The 19720-nt window shown below is 45.7% G+C and carries 15 protein-coding genes; 1 reads left to right on the top strand and 14 read right to left on the bottom strand.

Features of this window, described 5'->3' with window-relative positions; genetic code table 11:
* Positions 1 to 58: 58 nt before the first annotated feature.
* The 9 genes from yihA to RT269_RS02290 form a co-directional block, all read right to left on the bottom strand.
* A complete protein-coding gene (gene yihA / locus RT269_RS02330) occupies positions 59 to 658 on the bottom strand; it encodes a ribosome biogenesis GTP-binding protein YihA/YsxC (protein WP_313180390.1) in 600 nt (199 codons plus the stop codon).
* Positions 659 to 704: 46 nt separating this feature from the next.
* Positions 705 to 3023 carry an endopeptidase La gene (gene lon / locus RT269_RS02325; protein WP_313180389.1) on the bottom strand — a complete coding sequence of 773 codons (2319 nt, stop codon included), beginning with the start codon at positions 3021 to 3023 and terminating at the stop codon, positions 705 to 707.
* A 78-nt stretch (positions 3024 to 3101) separates the two neighbouring features.
* A complete protein-coding gene (gene clpX, locus RT269_RS02320) occupies positions 3102 to 4403 on the bottom strand; it encodes an ATP-dependent Clp protease ATP-binding subunit ClpX (RefSeq protein WP_313180388.1) in 1302 nt (433 codons plus the stop codon).
* Positions 4404 to 4606: 203 nt separating this feature from the next.
* A complete protein-coding gene (gene clpP, locus RT269_RS02315) occupies positions 4607 to 5194 on the bottom strand; it encodes an ATP-dependent Clp endopeptidase proteolytic subunit ClpP (RefSeq protein WP_313180387.1) in 588 nt (195 codons plus the stop codon).
* A 187-nt stretch (positions 5195 to 5381) separates the two neighbouring features.
* Positions 5382 to 6668, bottom strand: a complete 1287-nt coding sequence (gene tig, locus RT269_RS02310; protein WP_313180386.1) for a trigger factor — start codon at positions 6666 to 6668, stop codon at positions 5382 to 5384.
* A gap of 113 nt (positions 6669 to 6781) precedes the next feature.
* On the bottom strand, positions 6782 to 9760 hold the full coding sequence (locus RT269_RS02305; protein WP_313180385.1) for a bifunctional diguanylate cyclase/phosphodiesterase: 2979 nt from the start codon (positions 9758 to 9760) through the stop codon (positions 6782 to 6784).
* Positions 9761 to 9763: 3 nt separating this feature from the next.
* Complete coding sequence (locus RT269_RS02300) at positions 9764 to 11209, bottom strand: extracellular solute-binding protein (protein WP_313180384.1); 1446 nt, start codon at positions 11207 to 11209, stop codon at positions 9764 to 9766.
* A 16-nt stretch (positions 11210 to 11225) separates the two neighbouring features.
* Positions 11226 to 11786, bottom strand: coding sequence for a DJ-1 family glyoxalase III (locus RT269_RS02295; protein WP_313180383.1), 561 nt, complete (start codon positions 11784 to 11786; stop codon positions 11226 to 11228).
* A gap of 1 nt (position 11787) precedes the next feature.
* A complete protein-coding gene (locus RT269_RS02290; RefSeq protein ID WP_313180382.1) occupies positions 11788 to 12852 on the bottom strand; it encodes a galactose ABC transporter substrate-binding protein in 1065 nt (354 codons plus the stop codon).
* A gap of 266 nt (positions 12853 to 13118) precedes the next feature.
* On the opposite strand from RT269_RS02290, the gene RT269_RS02285 reads away from it, so the two are divergent.
* Complete coding sequence (locus RT269_RS02285) at positions 13119 to 13571, top strand: CYTH domain-containing protein (protein ID WP_313180381.1); 453 nt, start codon at positions 13119 to 13121, stop codon at positions 13569 to 13571.
* 86 nt (positions 13572 to 13657) lie between these two features.
* Here the strand turns inward: RT269_RS02285 and RT269_RS02280 are convergent, their stop codons facing one another.
* The 5 genes from RT269_RS02280 to RT269_RS02260 form a co-directional block, all read right to left on the bottom strand.
* Positions 13658 to 14692: an ABC transporter permease subunit gene (locus RT269_RS02280; protein ID WP_331663931.1), complete on the bottom strand. Its 1035-nt coding sequence runs from the start codon at positions 14690 to 14692 to the stop codon at positions 13658 to 13660.
* The gene (locus RT269_RS02275; protein WP_313180380.1) at positions 14689 to 16245 is read right to left on the bottom strand and encodes a sugar ABC transporter ATP-binding protein; all 1557 of its coding nucleotides are present in this window, start codon (positions 16243 to 16245) and stop codon (positions 14689 to 14691) included. The genes RT269_RS02280 and RT269_RS02275 overlap by 4 nt, the downstream gene beginning before the upstream one ends.
* Positions 16246 to 16400: 155 nt before the next feature.
* Positions 16401 to 17519, bottom strand: coding sequence for a galactose ABC transporter substrate-binding protein (locus tag RT269_RS02270; protein ID WP_313180379.1), 1119 nt, complete (start codon positions 17517 to 17519; stop codon positions 16401 to 16403).
* Positions 17520 to 17708: 189 nt separating this feature from the next.
* Entirely contained in the window at positions 17709 to 18731 is a 1023-nt protein-coding gene (locus tag RT269_RS02265) for a galactose ABC transporter substrate-binding protein (RefSeq protein WP_313180378.1), read from the bottom strand.
* A gap of 15 nt (positions 18732 to 18746) precedes the next feature.
* A complete protein-coding gene (locus tag RT269_RS02260; protein ID WP_313180377.1) occupies positions 18747 to 19718 on the bottom strand; it encodes a substrate-binding domain-containing protein in 972 nt (323 codons plus the stop codon).
* Positions 19719 to 19720: the final 2 nt, after the last annotated feature.

Here is a 19720-nt window from a genome sequence, read left to right as displayed (position 1 = left end):
CTCCTCTTCCTACCAGAATGAACTCTATGTAATAAATAGGTTCATTATAAAAAGATTTTTACTCCTTGTCAAGACTATTTACGGATTCTGATATTAAGTCCCATATTTCTTCCCTGCCCTGCTTGGTCTCAGCGGAAAAGGGAATCACTGTTACATCGCTACCGATCCCAAGCCCCGTGCGAAGGACTTTTAACGCTTTCTGCACCTGGCTTCTCTTGATCTTGTCCAGCTTGGTGGCGATGATGATCGGATGATAGCCATTGTGCACGACCCAATCATACATGGTCTTATCATTCTCCGATGGCTCGTGGCGGATATCGATCAGCAAAAACACGCACCGAAGCATGGAGGACTTATGAAGATAGTTTTCTATCATTTTCCCCCACTTTGCCTTCACTTCCAGAGATACCTTCGCATAGCCGTAGCCCGGAAGATCCACATAGTACAAAGCATCATTGATGTTGTAAAAATTAATGGTCTGAGTCTTCCCCGGCTGAGACGAGGTTCTGGCATAGGATTTGCGGTTCATCAGGGCGTTTATGAGAGAAGATTTTCCCACATTGGATTTGCCCGCAAAGGCAAACTCCGGCTTTGTATTCTCCGGAAGCTTGCTGGTTATTCCACACACAGTCTCCAGCTCTACTGATTTAATGATCATATGGTTTCCTCTTTCCTGCCCATGCTTTTTGGGCATACCTGCGCTTCTATTCCTTGATGAAAGCTTCTTTTAAAACCTCCGGCATGTTCTTTACATATATGATGTCCAGATCTCCGATGATTTCCTCTGACAGCTCTGCAATATCCGGGCGGTTCCTGTCAGGAACCAGAACCTTCTCCACATGGGCCATACGGGCCGCCAGAATTTTTTCCTTAAGGCCACCGATAGGCAGAACACGGCCACGAAGAGTAATCTCTCCTGTCATGGCCACCTTGGCATTTACCTTCCGTTTTGTGACCGCAGACAGCATAGCCGTCGCCATGGTGATTCCTGCCGATGGGCCATCCTTTGGCACGGCCCCTTCCGGAATGTGAAGGTGGATATCGTGCTTTTCAAAATAATCATCCTTTACCTTATATTCCGGACATACCGACCTGACATAGCTTAAAGCAGTCTGGGCGGATTCTTTCATGACATCACCCATTTGTCCGGTCATCTGAAGGCTTCCCTTCCCTGGCATGACATTGACTTCGATTTGAAGGGTGTTGCCGCCGACACTGGTCCATGCAAGACCTCTTACGATTCCTACCTGGTCTTCTTCGTTTACATCCTCAAAGAGTACCTTTTCCTTGCCTAAATACTTCTCTAAGTCGTTTGAATTTATCTCTATGGCCTTTTTCCCGTCTTCCAGGAATTCTCTTGCTGCTTTTCTGAAAACAGCTCCGATCCGCCTTTCTAAATTCCTGACTCCGGCCTCTCTGGTGTAATGATGAATGATCTTTTCAAGAGCCTCGTCCGATATGGACACCTGATTTGGCTTAAGCCCATTCTTTTCCCGCTGCTTTCTTACTAAGTAATTCTTTGCAATATGGAATTTTTCATTCTCCGTATAGCTATTTACTTCAATTACTTCCATACGGTCAAGAAGCGGCCCCGGTATGGTGGTTGTGGTATTGGCCGTTGCAAGAAACAGCACATTGGATAAATCAATAGGAACCTCTACATAATGATCCCGGAATTTTACATTCTGTTCGCTGTCCAGCACCTCTAAAAGGGCGGAAGAAGTATCCCCCTTATAATCCCTGCTGACCTTGTCGATCTCATCAAGAAGCATTAAGGGATTGCTGACTCCGGACTGCCTTAAGGCCTCTACAATCCTGCCAGGCATGGCGCCCACATAGGTTTTCCGGTGTCCGCGTATCTCCGCTTCGTCCCGGATTCCTCCCAGGCTGATCCTTACATACTCCTTGTTTAACGCTTTTGCTACTGATCTGGCAATGGAAGTCTTTCCTGTTCCAGGAGGTCCTACCAGGCAGATGATAGGGCTGGACCCTTTTTTCGTAAGGACGCGGACTGCTAAATATTCCAGAATCCGCTCCTTTACCTTCTCAAGGCCATAGTGATCTTCATTTAAGATCACCTCTGCATGGGCTATGCTGTTATCATCCTTTGACAGCTTCTTCCACGGAAGCTCCAGGACCGTCTCAAGGTACATACGGACCACATTGGCTTCCTGACTTCCTCCGGGCATCGCTTTAAAGCGTTCAATCTCCTTCTGGATCTTATCCTTGGTCTCCTTATCAGCCTTTAAAGCCTTCAGCCTCTTTAAGTATTCGTCGGAATCAGACAAAGGGTTGTCCTCACCAAGCTCCTCACGGATCACCTTGAGCTGCTCCCTTAAGATATAATCCTTCTGGTTCTTGTCGATCCGTTCCTTAACATGGGACTGTAATTCCCGTTTTACCTTTGTGACCTCGATCTCCGTCATCAGCTGATTTACAACCAGCGCATACCGGTCCTCCAAAAGAGCGCTTTCAAGCACCTGCTGGCGTACCCGGTAATCCCAGGAAAGCTGTACGGCAATCTGGTCCAAAAGCTCGCCAAGGTCAGTAAGCACCATAAGACCCGGAAGTACCTCCTTCGCGAGCCTGGGGCTCTCCTTGCCGTATTCCTCCAGTTTTTCATGAATGATCTGTATCATAGCCTCTCTTGTAATATAATCAATGGAATCATCTGCTTCCAGAGCCTTTTCAATTTCACCTATGAGCATGGGCTCCTCGCTGTCAAGAGTCAAAAGCTCTGCCCGTTCCATACCTTCCACCATGACACGGATCACATTGTTCGGCAGCTTTACCAGCTGCTTGATGAGAGCCACTGTACCGATCTGATACAAATCTTCGATTCCAGGGTCAGCTTCCTCAGAATTCTTCTGGGTAACCAGACATACTCTCTGATCTCCCACCATTGCCTTCTCCACAGCCGCAATGGATTTTGTCCGGCTGATATCAAAATGCAGCATCATTTTGGGAAGAACAGTCATGCCTCGCAGGGCGATAACTGGCATTGTGATTGTCTTATCCACCATTGTGTTCTCTCCTTTGCATTCAAAAAGGTGTTCCAGCAGATTTACTCGCTGTAACACCTTCCTGACTCATGCAGGGACCTATGCGATCTCGCCTGTCTTATCTTTTCTTAACTTCTGAGCCAGTGATTTTCTTGGGACTGCCGTGTCCCTGTAAATCAGCTCCGGCTCACCCTTTTTATCTACAACTTCCCTGGTAATCGTGCAGATTCCGATGCTGCTGTCAGATGGAATCTCGTACATCATCTCCATCATTACGCTTTCCATAATGGAACGCAAGCCTCTGGCCCCTGTTTTTCTCTCCACTGCCAGCTCCGCAATCCGTTCAACTGCTTCTCTGGTCAGCTCAAGCTTCACATCATCCAGTTCAAACAACTTTTGATACTGCTTGACCAGGGCATTCTTCGGTTCTGTTAAAATCTTCACAAGTGCTTCCCGATCCAGAAGCTCCAGGGATACAGTAACCGGCACCCGGCCGATAAACTCCGGTATCAACCCGAACTTCACAAGATCCTGAGGAAGGGTCTTTTTCAGAAGATCATCAATATCTGTCTTGTTCTTATCTACGATTTCCGCATTAAAGCCGATAGAACCGGCACTTAACCGGCTTTCAATGATTTTTTCCAATCCATCAAAGGCGCCTCCGCAGATAAACAGAATATTGGTCGTATTGATCTGTAGAAGTTCCTGGTGGGGATGCTTTCTTCCTCCCTGAGGCGGAACACTTGCAACCGTACCTTCCAGGATCTTTAAAAGGGCCTGCTGTACGCCTTCGCCGGAAACATCTCTGGTAATAGACACATTTTCCGACTTCTTTGTTATTTTATCAATCTCATCGATATAGATAATTCCATATTCCGCCCTGCTGATGTCATAATCAGCCGACTGGATGAGCTTTAAAAGGATGTTCTCAACATCCTCGCCCACATAACCAGCTTCTGTAAGGGCGGTGGCATCTGCAATAGCAAACGGAACATTTAAGACCTTTGCCAGCGTCTGCGCAAGATAGGTTTTACCAGAGCCGGTAGGACCTAACATCAGAATATTGCTCTTTTGCACTTCTACATCCATTTTTTTTCTGGAAGTGATTCTTTTGTAGTGGTTATAGACTGCTACAGACAATACCTTTTTTGCGTTGTCCTGACCAATGACATAATCGTCTAAAAAAGTCTTGATTTCCTTTGGCTTCATCAGGTTGATATCACCAAAATCAGGTACATCTTCCTCATGGCTGTCAAATTCTTCCTCTAATATCTCTGCGCACAAATCAATGCATTCGTCACAGATGTAGACATTATTGGAACCGGCAATGAGCTTCTTTACCTGGTCCTGGGTCTTCCCGCAAAAAGAGCATCGGATCTTGTCGTCTGTTCTGACCGGCATATACACACCTCATTCTTTCCTAATACATTGCCCTGCTTTTATGGGCAGTGCCCGCCCGTATTATCGGTGTAAAGGGTACCCGCAGGGTGTTTCCTGAATACATTGCCCTGCTTTCCGGCAGTGCCCGCCCCGTTTTACCGGGTGTAAAGGGATACCTGCAGGGTGTTTCCTATAAATCGCCCTGGCCGCTTAAGCGTAAAGGCTTATCGCTCATGGCTGTAGATGATATCATCGATCAAGCCATATGCTTTCGCCTCTTCCGCGTTCATGTAATTATCACGCTCCGTATCACGTTCAATCACTTCATAAGGCTGGCCAGTGTTTGCTGACAGGATTTCATTTAAACGTTTCTTTATCTTCAGTATATTCTCAGCTACGATTCGGATCTCAGTGGCCTGGCCCTTTGCTCCGCCGGATGGCTGATGAATCATAACCTCCGCATTTGGAAGTGCGAACCGTTTTCCCTTTGCTCCGCCGGCCAGCAAAAATGCTCCCATGCTGGCTGCCATGCCCATACAAACAGTAGATACGTCACATTTAATATAGTTCATGGTATCATAAATTGCCATGCCTGCGGTAACGGAACCGCCAGGGCTGTTGATATAGAGGTTGATGTCCTTATTCGGATCCTCTGCCTCTAAAAATAACAGCTGGGCCACAACAAGGCTTGCTGATACATCGGATACCTCTTCCCCAAGGAAAATAATCCTCTCCTTAAGAAGTCTGGAATAAATATCGTAAGAGCGCTCGCCCTTACTGGTTGATTCAATGACATAAGGTACTAAACTCATCTGTCTTCCTCCTGTCTGTTCTTTCCTATATTTTGCCCACGCTTTCTGGGCATAAAGGGATACCCGAAGGGTGTTTCCTATATTTTGCCCACGCTTTCCGGGCATAAAGGGATACCCGTAAGATATCTCTTATCAAAGTCGAATAGACTCCGGACAAAATGCCAGGAATCTATTCAAGGGATACTTCTTAAACTAATTTTGCTTCTGCAACAAGAAAATCTACTGCTTCCTGAACTGCCAGATCTTCCTTCATCTGCTGGATGCCGACTTCTCCAAGAGATTCTTTTACCAGAGATACTTCCATCTTGTAAGCTTCTGCCATGCTGGCAATTTCTTTCTCAACTGCTTCGTCAGATGCAGTGATATTCTCTGCTTTCACAACTGCTTCCAGTACCAGTCTTGTCTGGATTCTCTTAAGAGCCTGTGGCCTCATCTGCTCCTTTAAGGACTCAAGAGTCATTCCTGTAAATTTCATATACTGGTCAAGAGACAGGCCCTGGCTCTGCATTCTTCTGGCATAATCATTAACCATGTTGTTCACCTGGCTGTCGATCATCGGCTCAGGAATCTCCATGGCAGCATTCTCAACAACCTTCTCTACCACATGATCTTCGTTCTCTGTTGCTGCTTCTTTCTCTTTTCTGGAAGCAACCTTTTCCCTGATGTCGTTCTTGTATTCTTCCAATGTCTCGAATTCAGAAACTTCGCTTGCAAACTCATCGTTTAACTCAGGAAGTTCTTTTTTCTTGATTTCCTTAACAGTCACCTTAAATAATGCAGGCTTTCCTGCCAGTTCTGTTGCATGATACTCATTTGGGAAGTTTACGTTGACTTCACACTCTTCACCGATGTTCTTGCCGATCAGCTGCTCTTCAAAGGTATCAATGAAGGAGTGGGAACCAATGGTAAGAGGATAATCCTCACCCTTTCCGCCTTCAAATGTCTTTCCGTCTACAAAACCTTCAAAGTTGATAACCGTCTGGTCACCGTCCTCTACGGGTCTGTCCTCTACGGAGATAAGTCTGGAATTCTGTTCCTGAACTCTCTTTAACTCGGAATCAATATCTTCATCGGTTACTTCAGCAGATGCCTTGGTTACTTCAATTCCCTTATACTCGCCAAGTGTTACGTCCGGTTTAACGGCCACTGTTGCCGTATAGATCAGGGTCTTACCCTTTTCTACCTGTACGATGTCAATCTCAGGTCTGGAAACGATGTCCAGTCCGCTTTCTTCCGCTGCATCACCATAGGTTGCGTCAAGAGCCTCGTTTACTGCATCTTCATATAAAATGCCTACTCCATACATCTTCTCAACCATGGCCTGAGGAGCTTTCCCTTTCCTGAAACCAGGGATGTTGAATCTGCCCTTATTCTTATTGTAAGCCGCAGTAAGAGCCTTATCAAACTCCTCCGCCGACACTTCTACCGTCAATTTTGCCATGTTCTTTTCTAATTTTTCTACTTGTAAACTCATTAAAGGGTTCCTCCTTGAAATATATGTGAACCGCCAAATCAACAGGGCGTTACACTTCAATTTAACATTATAGCATACTCGTCCCGTAAATTCCAGTATTATTTACGATTAAATCAGGTTTTTCCTGAAAACTCCTGCATGCGCTTCACGATGTAGGGGTCTAGGGGCCTGATCTCCATCTGTGGTCTTGAAATATAATATCCCTGGAACAGAGAAACCCCGCATTTCATAAGAAATTCCAGCTCTTCCGGAGTTTCTACCCCCTCTGCAAGAACTGTTATGTTGTTTTGCTTTGCAAAATCCAAAAGATTCCTTAAAATGATCTGGCGGTTCTGGTCTTCGTGGACCCGCTTTACCAGGTTGATATCCACCTTAATGATATCCGGCCTCATACGCAGGAGAATGGATTCGCTGTTATATCCTGTCCCGAAATCATCAACAGCGACCTGCCCCTTCCACCGCCTGGCCATGTCGACCTTGCGATGCATGAAATCGTGGCTTACCGGTTCGCCTTCTGTCATTTCAATGACAATCCGGTGAAGCAGCTCTCCGTAAGTTTCTTCCAGCTCCGTCTGCTCTTCTTCCGTTAAACATACGCTGGCAATGGAATTGATGAACAGCTTCTCGTCAGTTCCCAGCTGCCCTGCCATAGCCTCCGCCATAACCGCTTTAAGTCCTGCAAACCAGGTGAGAGCCTCTATCTGGGAAAGCTTTGCCTGGGCTCTTGCCAGATTTAACACTTCACTGATTCCCTTCATATTTGCAAATTTCGGACGCATCAGCAATTCATATCCGTAAATCCTTCCTTCCCTTGTTGCAATTGGCTGAAATGCAAAACAAACCTCTTTTTTATCAAGCATCCGGTTAAGCTCTTCGCTGCCTGCAAGCATATAGGAATTATGGGTGTATTCGTTTAAATCAAACTCCTTCACCACTCCTTTTACGCTGTGCTTTACCATATACATGGCAAAATCCGCATAACTAAACAGGGCCTCAAAGTCCGCCGCATCATCCGGGTACCAGGAAAGCCCTCCTGACACACGGATAGGAAACTGGTATCCCCCGCCCATATTCAGTGAGAATTTTTGAATATGTATCATAAATTCCCGGATTTTTTCTCTGATTTCTTCCTTTTCATCTGCTTCCATATAGGTAACAAATTCATCTCCGGAATATCTGGCTACAATTCCTCCTTTTTCCGAGAATATCTTTAAACAGTTGGCAAAAAGGACAATGTACCGGTCGCCTTCGTCATGCCCGTATGTATCGTTAATATATTTTAAATTATCCAGATCCCACATGATCAGTGCGGAAACCTTCCCTTTCTGCTTCTTCATAGCAGCCGCGACCTGTTCCCGGAACGCTCTCCGGTTGTATATCTCCGTCAGCAGGTCAAAATTTCTCTCCCGCTCCAGCTTTTCCTTTTCCTCTACATCCGCAGTCACATCCGAACACACCCCAAGAATTGTCCCAATCTTTGATCCGTCCAGAATAAATTCCACCCAGCGCTTCCCTTCCGGGCCCTCCAGGCACTGCAAAACACGGTCCCCTTTTATCTTGATTCCGGTAAAGCTATTCTCCATGTATTTCTTGAATTCTTCTGATGTTATGTAACAGTATGGCTCTTCTATGCTGCCCCAGTCCAGCATCTGAAACAAAGAGCGGCTGCAGAATACACGTTCAGCCTCCTCCTCGTATTCAAATACGCCGATCAGTACATTGGCATGTTCCAGGATACTTGAAATCTTTGACGACGCCCTTTCCACATCCTGATTTAGTTGTTCAATGGTCTCTGTCAGTTCATCGATTTCCCTGATATGTACTCTTTTAAGGGATAGTCCCCTGCTTCCTGACTTTCCTCTTAATTCCATGATCAGTCTGCGGATAGGTTCCGTCACGATCCTGCCTATAACAAACGCCCCTAACAGGCTGAATATAAGCGGTACGGCCATGGAGCCAAGAAGCATGCGCCGGATTGCATTATAAAAAGACAGCAGATCCTTCTGGCGCGCGATACCGGCTAATACCCACTCTTCTTCCTCAAAGGGTCCGTTGTTTCCATAGACATCTAAGCTTCTTATGCTGGCATACCATTGGGTCCCCTCAGAAGACGTCAGTTCACTGATGTTTTCTTCCTCATTATCCTCATAATCAATCCTTTGGCTCTCGTTAAAATACTGATTATACAGATATCCGGAATAGGCGACAGGGACAATGGTTTTTGTTCCTTTCTTCCGAATACCTAAAAGCCAGCATTCTTCAAAATTGCCGCTTGTCTGGTCTTCTCCCAGAATCTGCTCAAGCTGGTTTAAGGTGATTTCCAGCCCGCATGCACCAACAACGGTTCCATCATTAAGAATGATTGGGATGGAATAGGTTATTACCTGCATATCCCTGGGGCTTAAGCGGAATGGAGTGCTTAAGTAGGCAAATTTCATGGCATCATCCTTGGCTGCCAGATTCTGAACCGCCATAAGATACGGCTTTTTATAAAAAGAGGCGGCGGCTTTATTCTCCTCATCTTCCTGAAAGCCAATTTCCCAGAAGGAATCCAGAGGAATGTCATATTTTTCAGCTATGGATGGCAGCCCTCTTTCCATGAGAAGGGAGGAATTATCCTTTAAATATCCTCCTGAATTGGAATTGCGCATATAAAAGCCTGCTTTCATTTCAACCGGACTGTTCTTGGCCGCCGGACCGTTTAAGACCATAAAAACTCCCGTCGCATGGCTTAAGTGGAGCATCTCTATGGACTTTTCCATAACCTTATCAACGATTTTCCGATTCAGTTCATAATCCGTAAGGATATCCCTTGACCTGCGTCCCTCACGATCCAGCACCTCCTGGATTCCGGCAGTTATGAATTCAGAATTATTAAACATAACAACCCAATGGTGAAAGGTATCCTTCTCCAGGCCCAGCTTTGTGCTTTCTGTATTTTCACTTAATATACGGATTTCATTATTCTTTAATTTGATGGAAACCCCGCCAAACAGTACCAGCCCTGCAATGACCGCAGCCTGAAGAACCAGAAGAACCAGCAATGGTCCCAGAAGCTGGGTGCGAATGGATTCACTTCTCTTGTTCTTCATAAATTACTCTCCAACGATCGCTTCCAACTGCTCCATTGTGTCCCTGTACCAGTTATCGAAATTTTCTTCTGTCACAAAATTAACAACTGCACTTTCCCGTTTCACTCCCTGTCCCATAAGGGTGCATATTTCTTCGTAATCTTCCTTTGCCTTTAAAACCATTGCAGAATTCAGCACGCCTCTGGCACGGTCACCGCCTTTAAATGGTTTTGAAGTGTAAAGCCGGTATTGATTCGCCGTGTCAAGGCCGATCAGAAGGTTCTGTGATACCCCGCTGCTCTCGCCGGCTTCCTCCAGGAAGGGTCTTAGAAGCTCCTCATTACCGGCAGCCTTCTTTACCGGAAGATAACCGGAACCAATGGCAAACTTCATATTCTGTTCCACGCATGTAAACCATTTTAGGAATAGTGTTGCTGCATACTCTCTTTTTTCCTCAGATTTAAACACCATCATGCCGGCCCCCTGCTGTACTGCACAGGGAACGGTACCCTGGAAATTAGGAAGAGGGTAAAGCTTGCTTTCTATGGCATAATTGGTCCCATCCTCAAGGGTCACTGAGGTTGGAAAGTAAGAGATTCCGCTGGTTGCCCCAACAAAGGCTGCCAGCTGGCCTGTCTTTACATCATCACTTCTAAATTTCCCGTAGGAACCAAAATATCCATTTACATAGGGGACGTAATAATTGTCCCATAGCTTCCGCATGGTCTGCTTATCAAAATCCAGAACGGTTTTCCCATCCTCTTCTTTAAAAATTTCATGGCCCAGCTGAAGGCTGCCGATGATCATATAATTAGCAAACGCATCCCTTCCAAAAAAAGCCTTTCCATCATCCGGTTCCTCCGTTAAGCTGTCCGTCCATTTATAATAGGACTCTGCCACACGGGTGATCCCTTCCCAGGTGGAAAGAGCCTCCTCTGTCTCTCCTGTTGCCTCTGCAAACTTATCCCAGTCCGTCTTGTTCACAGTAAGGATCTCGGTAGACTTGGCGATAGGAAATACCTTAATCGCCCCTGTGCTGTCAAATTTGCCTTCTTCCATATAGGCATCCACATATTCCGCAATTTCATCCGCAGTTAGATAGCCGCTTAAATCTGCTGCCAATCCCATCTGATCCACTTCGTATACCTTATCTACATAAGCAGAAAAAACGTCAGGCAGAGGATCCGAACCAATTTTCTTTTCAATGCTTTCATTAATCAGAATGCTCAATTCGTCAATGCTTCCCTTGTTAAACGCCTTGACGATGATCCCTTTTTCTCTTCCTTTGTTTTCATTAAACTCCTGCACCAGACGGTCAAATTCTTCCTTCTGGACGCCATTGTAATAATGCCAGATGGTAATGGTGACCGGATCTTTTTCCGATAATCCGTATGGATCTTTCTTTTCACATCCGGTAAGCAGCCCGATGAAAACAGCAGCCAGAACCGGCAATACCCATCCTTTTTTCATACACTCACCTACCCCATCACATGGAACTATGGTCGTATTGGATGGCCTCCTTTACCTGGCGGGCATGATCTTTATCCGTCAGAAGACCCAGAAGTTCAATTCCCATATCCAGCGCATACCCTAACCCCCTGGCGGTCGTTATATTCCCATCTGTAACAACTCCCTGTTTTGTATACAAGGCACCTTTAAGCTCCGGTTCAAAGCCAGGAAAACAGGTTGCGCTTTTCCCTTCCAGGATACCAAGCCTTCCTAATATGCTTGGAGCTGCGCAGATCGCAGCGATTCTCCGGTTCTCTTTATGAGCTTCCTTTAAAGAATTCAACAGCCCCTCGTGGGCACCTAAATTCCTGGTTCCCGGCATTCCGCCGGGAAGAAACAGAACATCGGCATCTTTACAGTTTACTTCGGAAAATTCATAGTCCGCCTGGATTTTTATCTGATGGGCACTTACCACATCTCTTTTCCCCGTAACGGAAACAAGGGTCACCTCCTGGCCACCCCTCTTTAAAATATCCACAACTGCCAATAACTCCACTTCCTCTGATCCATCAGCGAAAAACGCAAATACTTTTCCCATCTTAATCCTCTCCTTTTAGCGTATGAAAGGTACTGATTGCAGTGACCTTGATATAATCCACCTGATACCTTGTGTCCACATCTTCCCCGTCAATCATCTTTATCAAAGTATCGGCAGCTGTTTGGGATTGTCCCTCATGATCGTTTAAAACAGTCCCGGTTATCTTTCCCTCTTTTATATATTTTACCGTATCCTGAAGGGCGTCAACCCCTACCAGGTAAATATCCTTTCCAGGAACACGGCCCGCCTCTTCCACAGCTTCCAAAGCACCGTTTGCCATGGAATCATTGTTGCAGAAGATCACCTCTATCCTATTTCCATAGGTGGTTAACACCTCCTGCGCAAGCTTTTTCCCGTTATCCTTGTTCCAGTCTCCATTGCCGGAAAACAGTTTATCCGTCTTCATTCCTCCTTCTTCCAGGGCTTTTATGGAATATTCCGTCCGGTAACGGCTGTCCTCATTGCCGTCCTCTCCCATGAGCATGGCATAAGACACCACCCCATCGCCGTTTATATCCCCTTTATCAGGCATTTCCCGTATAATTTCACCCTGATAGGTCCCTGCCTGCCTGGAATCCGTTCCAACGCAGGACACGGCCATGTGGTTGTCCTGCCACCGCTTCTGTTCCTCCTCGTTTGGCTCCCTGTTAATAAAAACCAAGGGGATCCCTGCCTGGCTGCAGGCATCTGAAAGACCGGGCGCAGCCGTCACCTCCACTGGATTTACAATGATCCCGTCACACCCGTCCGAAATAAACTGACCGATCTGCCGGTTCTGCTCCTCCTGGTCTCCTCCGGCATTGCGCATGATCACCTCCGCATGGTAGGTTTCCTCCAGATATTGCTTTAGTTCCGAACGATACAGCTTCATGAATGTATCGTCATAGCGGTATATGCTTATCCCAATCCTAGGGCCTGTCTCTTCACGGACCCCTTCCGTGCCTGCTTCTGATGCTGAACTTTCTTCGGTATTCTTCTCCTGCTCCTGCGGAGCGCATCCATAAAGCAGAAAAGCAGCCCAAACAATCAGAAAAACCACAAAAATCCGTTTTCTTAAACGTTTCATGTCCTAAATCTCCTGAATTCCACTGTTTTCCTCATATTACCACGTTTTTTCTTTTTTTGCCACCACCTTCTACTTTTTGTTCCCATGTGGTATAATGACGCAAGCGTCTGTTATCATGCTGCATTCGCCATATACCGCTTTGCGGCGCCTGGCTCATTGCTTTCATGGTATAACAGAAAAACCTGGCCAGGCATTAACAAACTCAGTGCCCATGATATACTGGCCGCATATGGCAGTACAAAACATTGTAACAGGAGGACTTTCCCATGGAAATAGAACGTAAATATCTCATAACCCACCCACCGGCTGATTACACCACCTACCCTTGTCACTTCATAGAACAGGGATATCTCTCGACAGAACCTGTTGTCCGGATACGCAGGGAGGATGACTCCTTTTACCTTACCTATAAATCAAAGGGACTTTTAGAACGGGAGGAATACAATCTGCCCTTGACACCAGAGTCCTATGAACACTTAATCAAAAAAGCGGATGGCCATATTCTTACGAAAAAACGGTATCTGATCCCCCTGGAAGGCTCCGATCATCTGACCATAGAGTTAGATGTCTTTGATGGACGCTTTAAAGGGTTAATATTAGCTGAAGTGGAATTTCCGGAAAGAGAAGAAGCCGAAAGCTTCATCCCTCCCTCCTGGTTTGGAGAAGACGTAACGTTTTCAGGAGAATATCAGAACAGCAGGCTAAGCCAGCTTCCATAATATTTTATGGATAAAGCGAGCCGCAGGAGTCCAAAGGATACCTCTTTTCCAGACTCTTGCGGCTCGCCATTCATAGGAACATTATATTACTTCTTTGCAATATACTTTCTGATGTCCAGAGCAATTGCAACTACGATTACAACTCCCTGTGCAATATACTGATAGTTGGTGTCAACACCCAGATATTGCAGGCAGGTCTTCAAGATTTCAAATACAAGTACTCCGATCAGAACACCGGATACCTTACCAATACCGCCGTTGACGGATACACCTCCGATGGTACATGCCGCAATGGCTTCCAGCTCCCAGCCCATTCCCATATTAACAGAGGAACCTCCGGACTTTGCACCTACAAGGAAACCACCCAATGCATAAAGGGCTGCTGCTGTTACATAAATGATGATTTTCGTTTTCTTTGTATTAACGCCGGAAACTTCTGCCGCCTGCTCATTTCCGCCAATGGCGTACATATATTTGCCGTGAGGTGTTTTGTTATAGACAAACCAGATCACAAGCCCGACTGCAAGGGCAATTAAGAACAGATAAGGAAAGAATCCAAAAAGCCTGCCCTTTGCTACCTCTGTATACGCAGGGCGGTAACCGCCGATTGGAGTCGCATTGGTATAAACAAGGCAGACACCGTAAACAATCAGCTGCATACCCAAAGTTCCGATAAAAGCCGGAACCTGAAGAAATGAAACAACCATACCATTGATCAGACCGAAAATCGCACAAACAGCGATACAGATTAACAGCACAACGAGTACCCACCAGATTCCGAAATCAGGAAGATTGGGGAAAAACTTACCGCTATATCCTGGTTTCTGAAGCAAAGTACCTGCAAGGCAGGCAGAGAGCCCTACCATACGTCCGGCGGAAAGGTCCGTACCTCTGGTAATCAGACACCCGGACACTCCGCATGCAATGATAAAGCGGGGGGCTACGTTTAAAGCGATGTTTTTTAAGTTTTCAGGGGGACCAAAGGACGGCTGCTTAATTGCAGTAAAGATCGCCAGCATGATGAGAACGACGATGATACCATTATTAATTAGAAAATCCTTTATATTAACTTTATTTGTCTGCATAGGTAAATCTTTAGAATTAACCTTCTTCGATGTCATGATTTAACCTCCTGTGTGAAATTTTCTGTAACTTTATCATTTAAATCGAATTTTGTGGCAAATGCCATTATTTTCTCCTGAGTTGCCTCATCATCTTCCAGTTCTCCGGTAATATGGCCATTGCACATAACGATAATCCGGTTTGACATGCCGATCAGTTCCGGCATTTCGGAAGAAATCATGATAATCGATTTTCCCTGCTTTACCAGATCTATCATGATCTGATAAATCTCATATTTTGCACCGACGTCAATCCCTCTGGTAGGTTCATCCATGATCAGAATATCCGGGTTATTCGCCAGCCATCTGGCAATGATCACCTTCTGCTGGTTCCCTCCTGACAGAGATTGTATCAGGGTCTTGTCATTGGGCGTCTTGATGCTCAACTTTGCGATGCTCTCTTTTACAACCTGCCCCACCTTTTTGCTGTTAATGGTTCCGGCTTTGGTGTAATTCCGGTAAGAAGCAATGGCCGTATTATCCGCAATGCTTAAGCAGCCAATAATGCCGGTTCCACGTCTGTCCTCTGTGATCATTCCCACAGAATCATTAATGGCATCCTGGGGGCGCTTGATCGTCACCTTTTTACCAAGGATCTCGATCTCCCCGCTTGCAATATGGCGCATTCCAAAAATCGCTTCCATCAATTCTGTTCTCTGAGCACCTACCAGTCCTCCAAATCCCAGAATTTCTCCTTTCTTTAATTCAAAGGAACAATCCCGGAAGGAGCGTGCATGAATGCTGCTTACATGGCTTACTTTTAAAACAGTCTCATCTGTCCGGTAATCTTCCTTGGGCGGATAGACGTTGCTTAATTCCCGGCCGACCATCTGCTTTACGATTTCATCATCCGAAATGTCCTTTACCTCCCAGGAGCCTACGTACGTTCCATCACGCATGATTGTAATGTCATCGGCAATCTGCCGGATCTCTGCCATCTTATGGCTGATATATATCATAGAAACACCGCGGGATTTTAAATCCCTGATAATTCGAAACAGCGCTTCCACTTCATTATCAGTCAGTGATGAGGTCGGTTCATCCAAAATTACCAGCTTTGCATTCTGGCTCACTGCCTTTGCAATTTCCACTGACTGCATTTGTCCGATTGATAGTGTCCCAAGTTTAGCCCTGGGATTAAAACTCATTTTTACATCTTTTAACCACTTTTCCGCTTCTAAGTTCATGGTCTTATGGTCAATCATTTTTAACGGACCTATTTTTATTAAGGGGTACCTTCCAAGGTACATATTTTCCGCAATGGAACGCGCCGGAACCGGCTGCAGCTCCTGATGCACCATGGCAAGCCCTTTGTGAAGGGCATCATCGGGATTTGCGATGCTCACATCCTTCCCGTCAATAAGAACCTTTCCTTCATCCATATTATAAATGCCGAAAAGGCATTTCATAAGGGTCGACTTACCTGCTCCATTCTCACCCATTAAGGCATGAACGGTACCGGGACGTACTTTTAAGTTGATTTTATCAAGCGCTTTAACACCAGGGAAGGATTTGCTGACCCCTATCATTTCCAGTCTGTATTCCTCTGCCATCCCGTTTCTCCTTTCCTATCCTATTTATTGCCCACGATCTTTGGGCAGGGCCACCCCTCATATCCGGGTGTTAAGGTATACCTGTAACTCCAGATACCTTTAAAAATCGGGTGTGCCTTACCGACACACCCGTTACTTTTACCGGCTGCTGGAAATTATTTTAATTTATCAAGAATTTCCTGAGCATTATCTTTGGTAACCTTGATATAGTCTACCATGTTTACATTATCAACGGATTCACCCTTGATAAACTTAACAGCCATATCGCCTGCTGTACGAGCCTGTGAGAAGTGGTCATTGAATACAGTACCTGTCTGCTTGCCATCGATAACGTTCTGAACAGCCTCTGTCAGAGCATCAACACCTACTAAATAGATATCTTTGTCTACTGTACGTCCTGCTGCCTCGATTGCCTGAAGAGCACCAAGTGCCATAGCATCGTTGTTGCAGAAGATTACTTCAATCTGATCACCAAACTGTGTTAAAGCATCCTGAGCGATCTGCTGAGCTTTTGCCTGATCCCAGTCACCACGCTGCTTTAACAGTTCTTTTACCTGCATGCCGGAATCTGTAAGAGCCTTAACAGAGAATTCTGTTCTGTACTGAGCATCTACGTTCTCCGGGTCACCCTGGATCATGATATAAGAAACAACACCGTCACCGTTAATATCGCCCTTGTTGGAAGTTTCAAAAATTTCTTCTCCCTGATAGGTACCGGACTGTCTGGCGTCACAACCTACATAAGTAGCGTTAATCTTGTCGTCACTCCATCTCTGCTCTTCCTGAGTATCTGGCTCACGGTTAATGTAAACAACCGGGATTCCTGCTTCCTTACACATATCTGTGATTTCCGGAGCAGAAGAAGCCTGCACAAGGTTTAAAATCAATACATCGTATTTCTGGGTAATGAAGTTCTGGATCTGGTTGGTCTGTTCCGCCTGATCACCCTTACCATCCTGGATCACAACATTTTCCTTCTTAAAGCCTAAGTCTTCTGTCAGATAGCGCTGAAGCTCTGTACGGTAAAGTGTCATAAAGTTATCATCAAATTTGTAAATTGAGATACCGACTTTCTTATCCGCTACATCTCCGCCAACAGCATCTTTAACTGCTTCTGCGGTAGTCTCTGCGCTTGCCTCCTCCTTCTTGGTCTCTGCTGCCGTAGTAGCCTCTGGCGCCGCTGTTGTTCCCTTGGAACCTGCTCCGCAGCCTGCCATGGAAAATACCATTGCTGAGGCAAGGCCTACTGCTAATGCTTTTTTGAGTAATCTCATGATAAATCCTCCCTTATCATTATATTGTTATCGATTGGTGTTTTTACCTTACCGACATGCACATTATAGCTTTCTTTTGTGCATTTTTCCATATGATATTTTTTGGATGTGTATCGATTTTTTTAGATTCTTCCTTTTTCTATCAAAAAAATTCGATATTTTTACTCACTATGCACAACTGACCGCCCATTACTGGGCGGTCAGTGCCTTCTGTCTGCATTCATAATACTTATCCCGGTCCAATTTTACAATTTCCTGTACATTTTTACCAAGAGATTCCGCAGCAGCGATTTTGAAAATAACATTTGCATATTCCTGGCTGTCGCATTGAACTGTTCCAAACAGTTTTCCCGTGCGCAGTCCTTCAAGCCCCTGAGGCGTGCCGTCTATCCCTACAATTTTAACCGGCCTCATGTTCCCTTTCCGCTCCAGAGCGTCAGCAGCTCCCAAAGCCATGTCATCATTGTTGCATATCACCACTTCCACCTCATCCGGATACTCCAAAAGCCACTGCTCCATCCAGGCGGAGGCCTGGCTTCTGTCCCAATTGGCAATTCCTCCGGTGATCTTTTCTAACGGAACTCCGCCATCCTTTAAGGTCTGAATGGACCATTCCGTACGGATCAAGGAGTCCTGATGGCTGTTTTCCCCTTCCAAAAGAACATAGCTGACCTTTCCATCCCCATTTAAGTCAAGGGAAGAAGGATCTTTTTTATAAGCATCCACCAGGATGTTACCCTGCAGGGTTGCAGATTCTTTTGCATTTTCTCCCACATAGTAGAGCTTTTCCCAGCGCCGCATATCCTCCTCCACCGGCTCCCGGTTAAAGAACACCACCGGAAGGCTGGCATCCATGGCTTTGTTAATGATATTGGAGGCCACGGAGCGGTCCACAATATTTACGCAGATGGCATCATAGCCAAGGGAAATGAAACGGTCCACCTGACTGTTCTGGGTATTCTGATTCCCCTTGGCATCCACAATATCCATGACTACCTTAATACCTGTTTCCTTTTCATATTCTTTGGCCTGTTCCTCAATATTTCCCCTGAGTGTATTGATAAAGGAATCATCTCCACGGTATAGGGTCACCCCGATACGTATGGACTTTTTTTCTTCCTTCCCGCCAACCTTCCTGCTCTGATAAAACACTCCCCAAAGTGCCAGCAGCAGGATAACCACCACCGCCAGGATACCATATCGTTTCTTCATATTCCATCCCCCATCTCAATCAATTGGATACAAAATCCTTTCAAATTTGCTTTCCCGTAGATTGGCCTTCTGAATATAGTAAGAATCCAAAACAATTTGTGTTCTTTGAAGCCCCCCATGAACCGCTTCCACAGCCTTTTCGATGCTCATATAGCCCGCATCAAACTGGTCACTTACCACCAGTCCCTTAATAATTCCATTGTCCAGTTCCTTTAAAAGTTTGGTCGTGCTGCCGATTCCGTAAAGTCCTTCAATGACATTGCCGTATACCGGGCTCCCGGAAATGATATCCGCGGACTCATCAAGGCTCCTGACATCAATCGCAGCAATGACTGCTTTTCCGCTTCCGGGGTAAACCATGCCCTCAATGGCCTCCCGGAAGGTACTCTCCGCCTTTTTCTCAAAAAGCTTCATGGAAAAACCGGATTTTGAAAGAGCGGATACCAGTCCGTCATATACCTCCCTGTTATACCCAAACTCAAGCCCTTCCGTAAAAATCCAAACAGGAATATCCGGAGAATTCTCCGCTGCAATTGCCTGCCCCAGCAATCCTCCTTCCTCCTCATAATCCGGAGATATGCCGCTTTTTACCTGGTCATTGGGAGGTAAGCTTCCAAGCATAACGGCAGGACTGTTTAAAACCATATCATCCATCTTTTTTACACATTCCACCGGCTTTACGGGGATCAGGACCACAGCTGATGCGCCGTCGCTTATTTCCCTCTGAACCAGTTCTATCTGCTGATTGGCATCCCCTTTCTCATAGAGTGTAATAAAGCTGATATCTACGTTGTACTCCTCCGCCGCCTTATCAGCACCCTTTCTGAAATTTACGTAATAGTCATCGGAAGTATCACCGATGATGACGGAAACCGGATATATTTCTGTTTTCTTCTCCTTGATGATCAAATCCGTGGAGGATAAAAGAAACAGGAACACAAGCACTCCCGCCAGCAGGGTCCATAATATTTTTTCCTGTTTTGTCATAA

It is taken from the genome of Lacrimispora sp., from assembly GCF_032078915.1.
Taxonomy (GTDB): Bacteria; Bacillota; Clostridia; order Lachnospirales; family Lachnospiraceae; genus Lacrimispora.
The sequence above is the reverse complement of the archived record's forward strand: the minus strand, read 5'-3'. Positions and strand labels throughout refer to the sequence as shown.

Excerpts from the sequence above, each read along its gene's own strand:
- yihA (WP_313180390.1), bottom strand. The coding sequence starts at position 658 with ATGATCATTAAATCAGTAGAGCTGGAGACTGTGTGTGGAATAACCAGC.
- lon (WP_313180389.1), bottom strand. The coding sequence starts at position 3,023 with ATGGTGGATAAGACAATCACAATGCCAGTTATCGCCCTGCGAGGCATG.
- clpX (WP_313180388.1), bottom strand. The coding sequence starts at position 4,403 with ATGCCGGTCAGAACAGACGACAAGATCCGATGCTCTTTTTGCGGGAAG.
- clpP (WP_313180387.1), bottom strand. The coding sequence starts at position 5,194 with ATGAGTTTAGTACCTTATGTCATTGAATCAACCAGTAAGGGCGAGCGC.
- tig (WP_313180386.1), bottom strand. The coding sequence starts at position 6,668 with ATGAGTTTACAAGTAGAAAAATTAGAAAAGAACATGGCAAAATTGACG.
- RT269_RS02305 (WP_313180385.1), bottom strand. The coding sequence starts at position 9,760 with ATGAAGAACAAGAGAAGTGAATCCATTCGCACCCAGCTTCTGGGACCA.
- RT269_RS02300 (WP_313180384.1), bottom strand. The coding sequence starts at position 11,209 with ATGAAAAAAGGATGGGTATTGCCGGTTCTGGCTGCTGTTTTCATCGGG.
- RT269_RS02295 (WP_313180383.1), bottom strand. The coding sequence starts at position 11,786 with ATGGGAAAAGTATTTGCGTTTTTCGCTGATGGATCAGAGGAAGTGGAG.
- RT269_RS02290 (WP_313180382.1), bottom strand. The coding sequence starts at position 12,852 with ATGAAACGTTTAAGAAAACGGATTTTTGTGGTTTTTCTGATTGTTTGG.
- RT269_RS02285 (WP_313180381.1), top strand. The coding sequence starts at position 13,119 with ATGGAAATAGAACGTAAATATCTCATAACCCACCCACCGGCTGATTAC.
- RT269_RS02280 (WP_331663931.1), bottom strand. The coding sequence starts at position 14,692 with ATGACATCGAAGAAGGTTAATTCTAAAGATTTACCTATGCAGACAAAT.
- RT269_RS02275 (WP_313180380.1), bottom strand. The coding sequence starts at position 16,245 with ATGGCAGAGGAATACAGACTGGAAATGATAGGGGTCAGCAAATCCTTC.
- RT269_RS02270 (WP_313180379.1), bottom strand. The coding sequence starts at position 17,519 with ATGAGATTACTCAAAAAAGCATTAGCAGTAGGCCTTGCCTCAGCAATG.
- RT269_RS02265 (WP_313180378.1), bottom strand. The coding sequence starts at position 18,731 with ATGAAGAAACGATATGGTATCCTGGCGGTGGTGGTTATCCTGCTGCTG.
- RT269_RS02260 (WP_313180377.1), bottom strand. The coding sequence starts at position 19,718 with ATGACAAAACAGGAAAAAATATTATGGACCCTGCTGGCGGGAGTGCTT.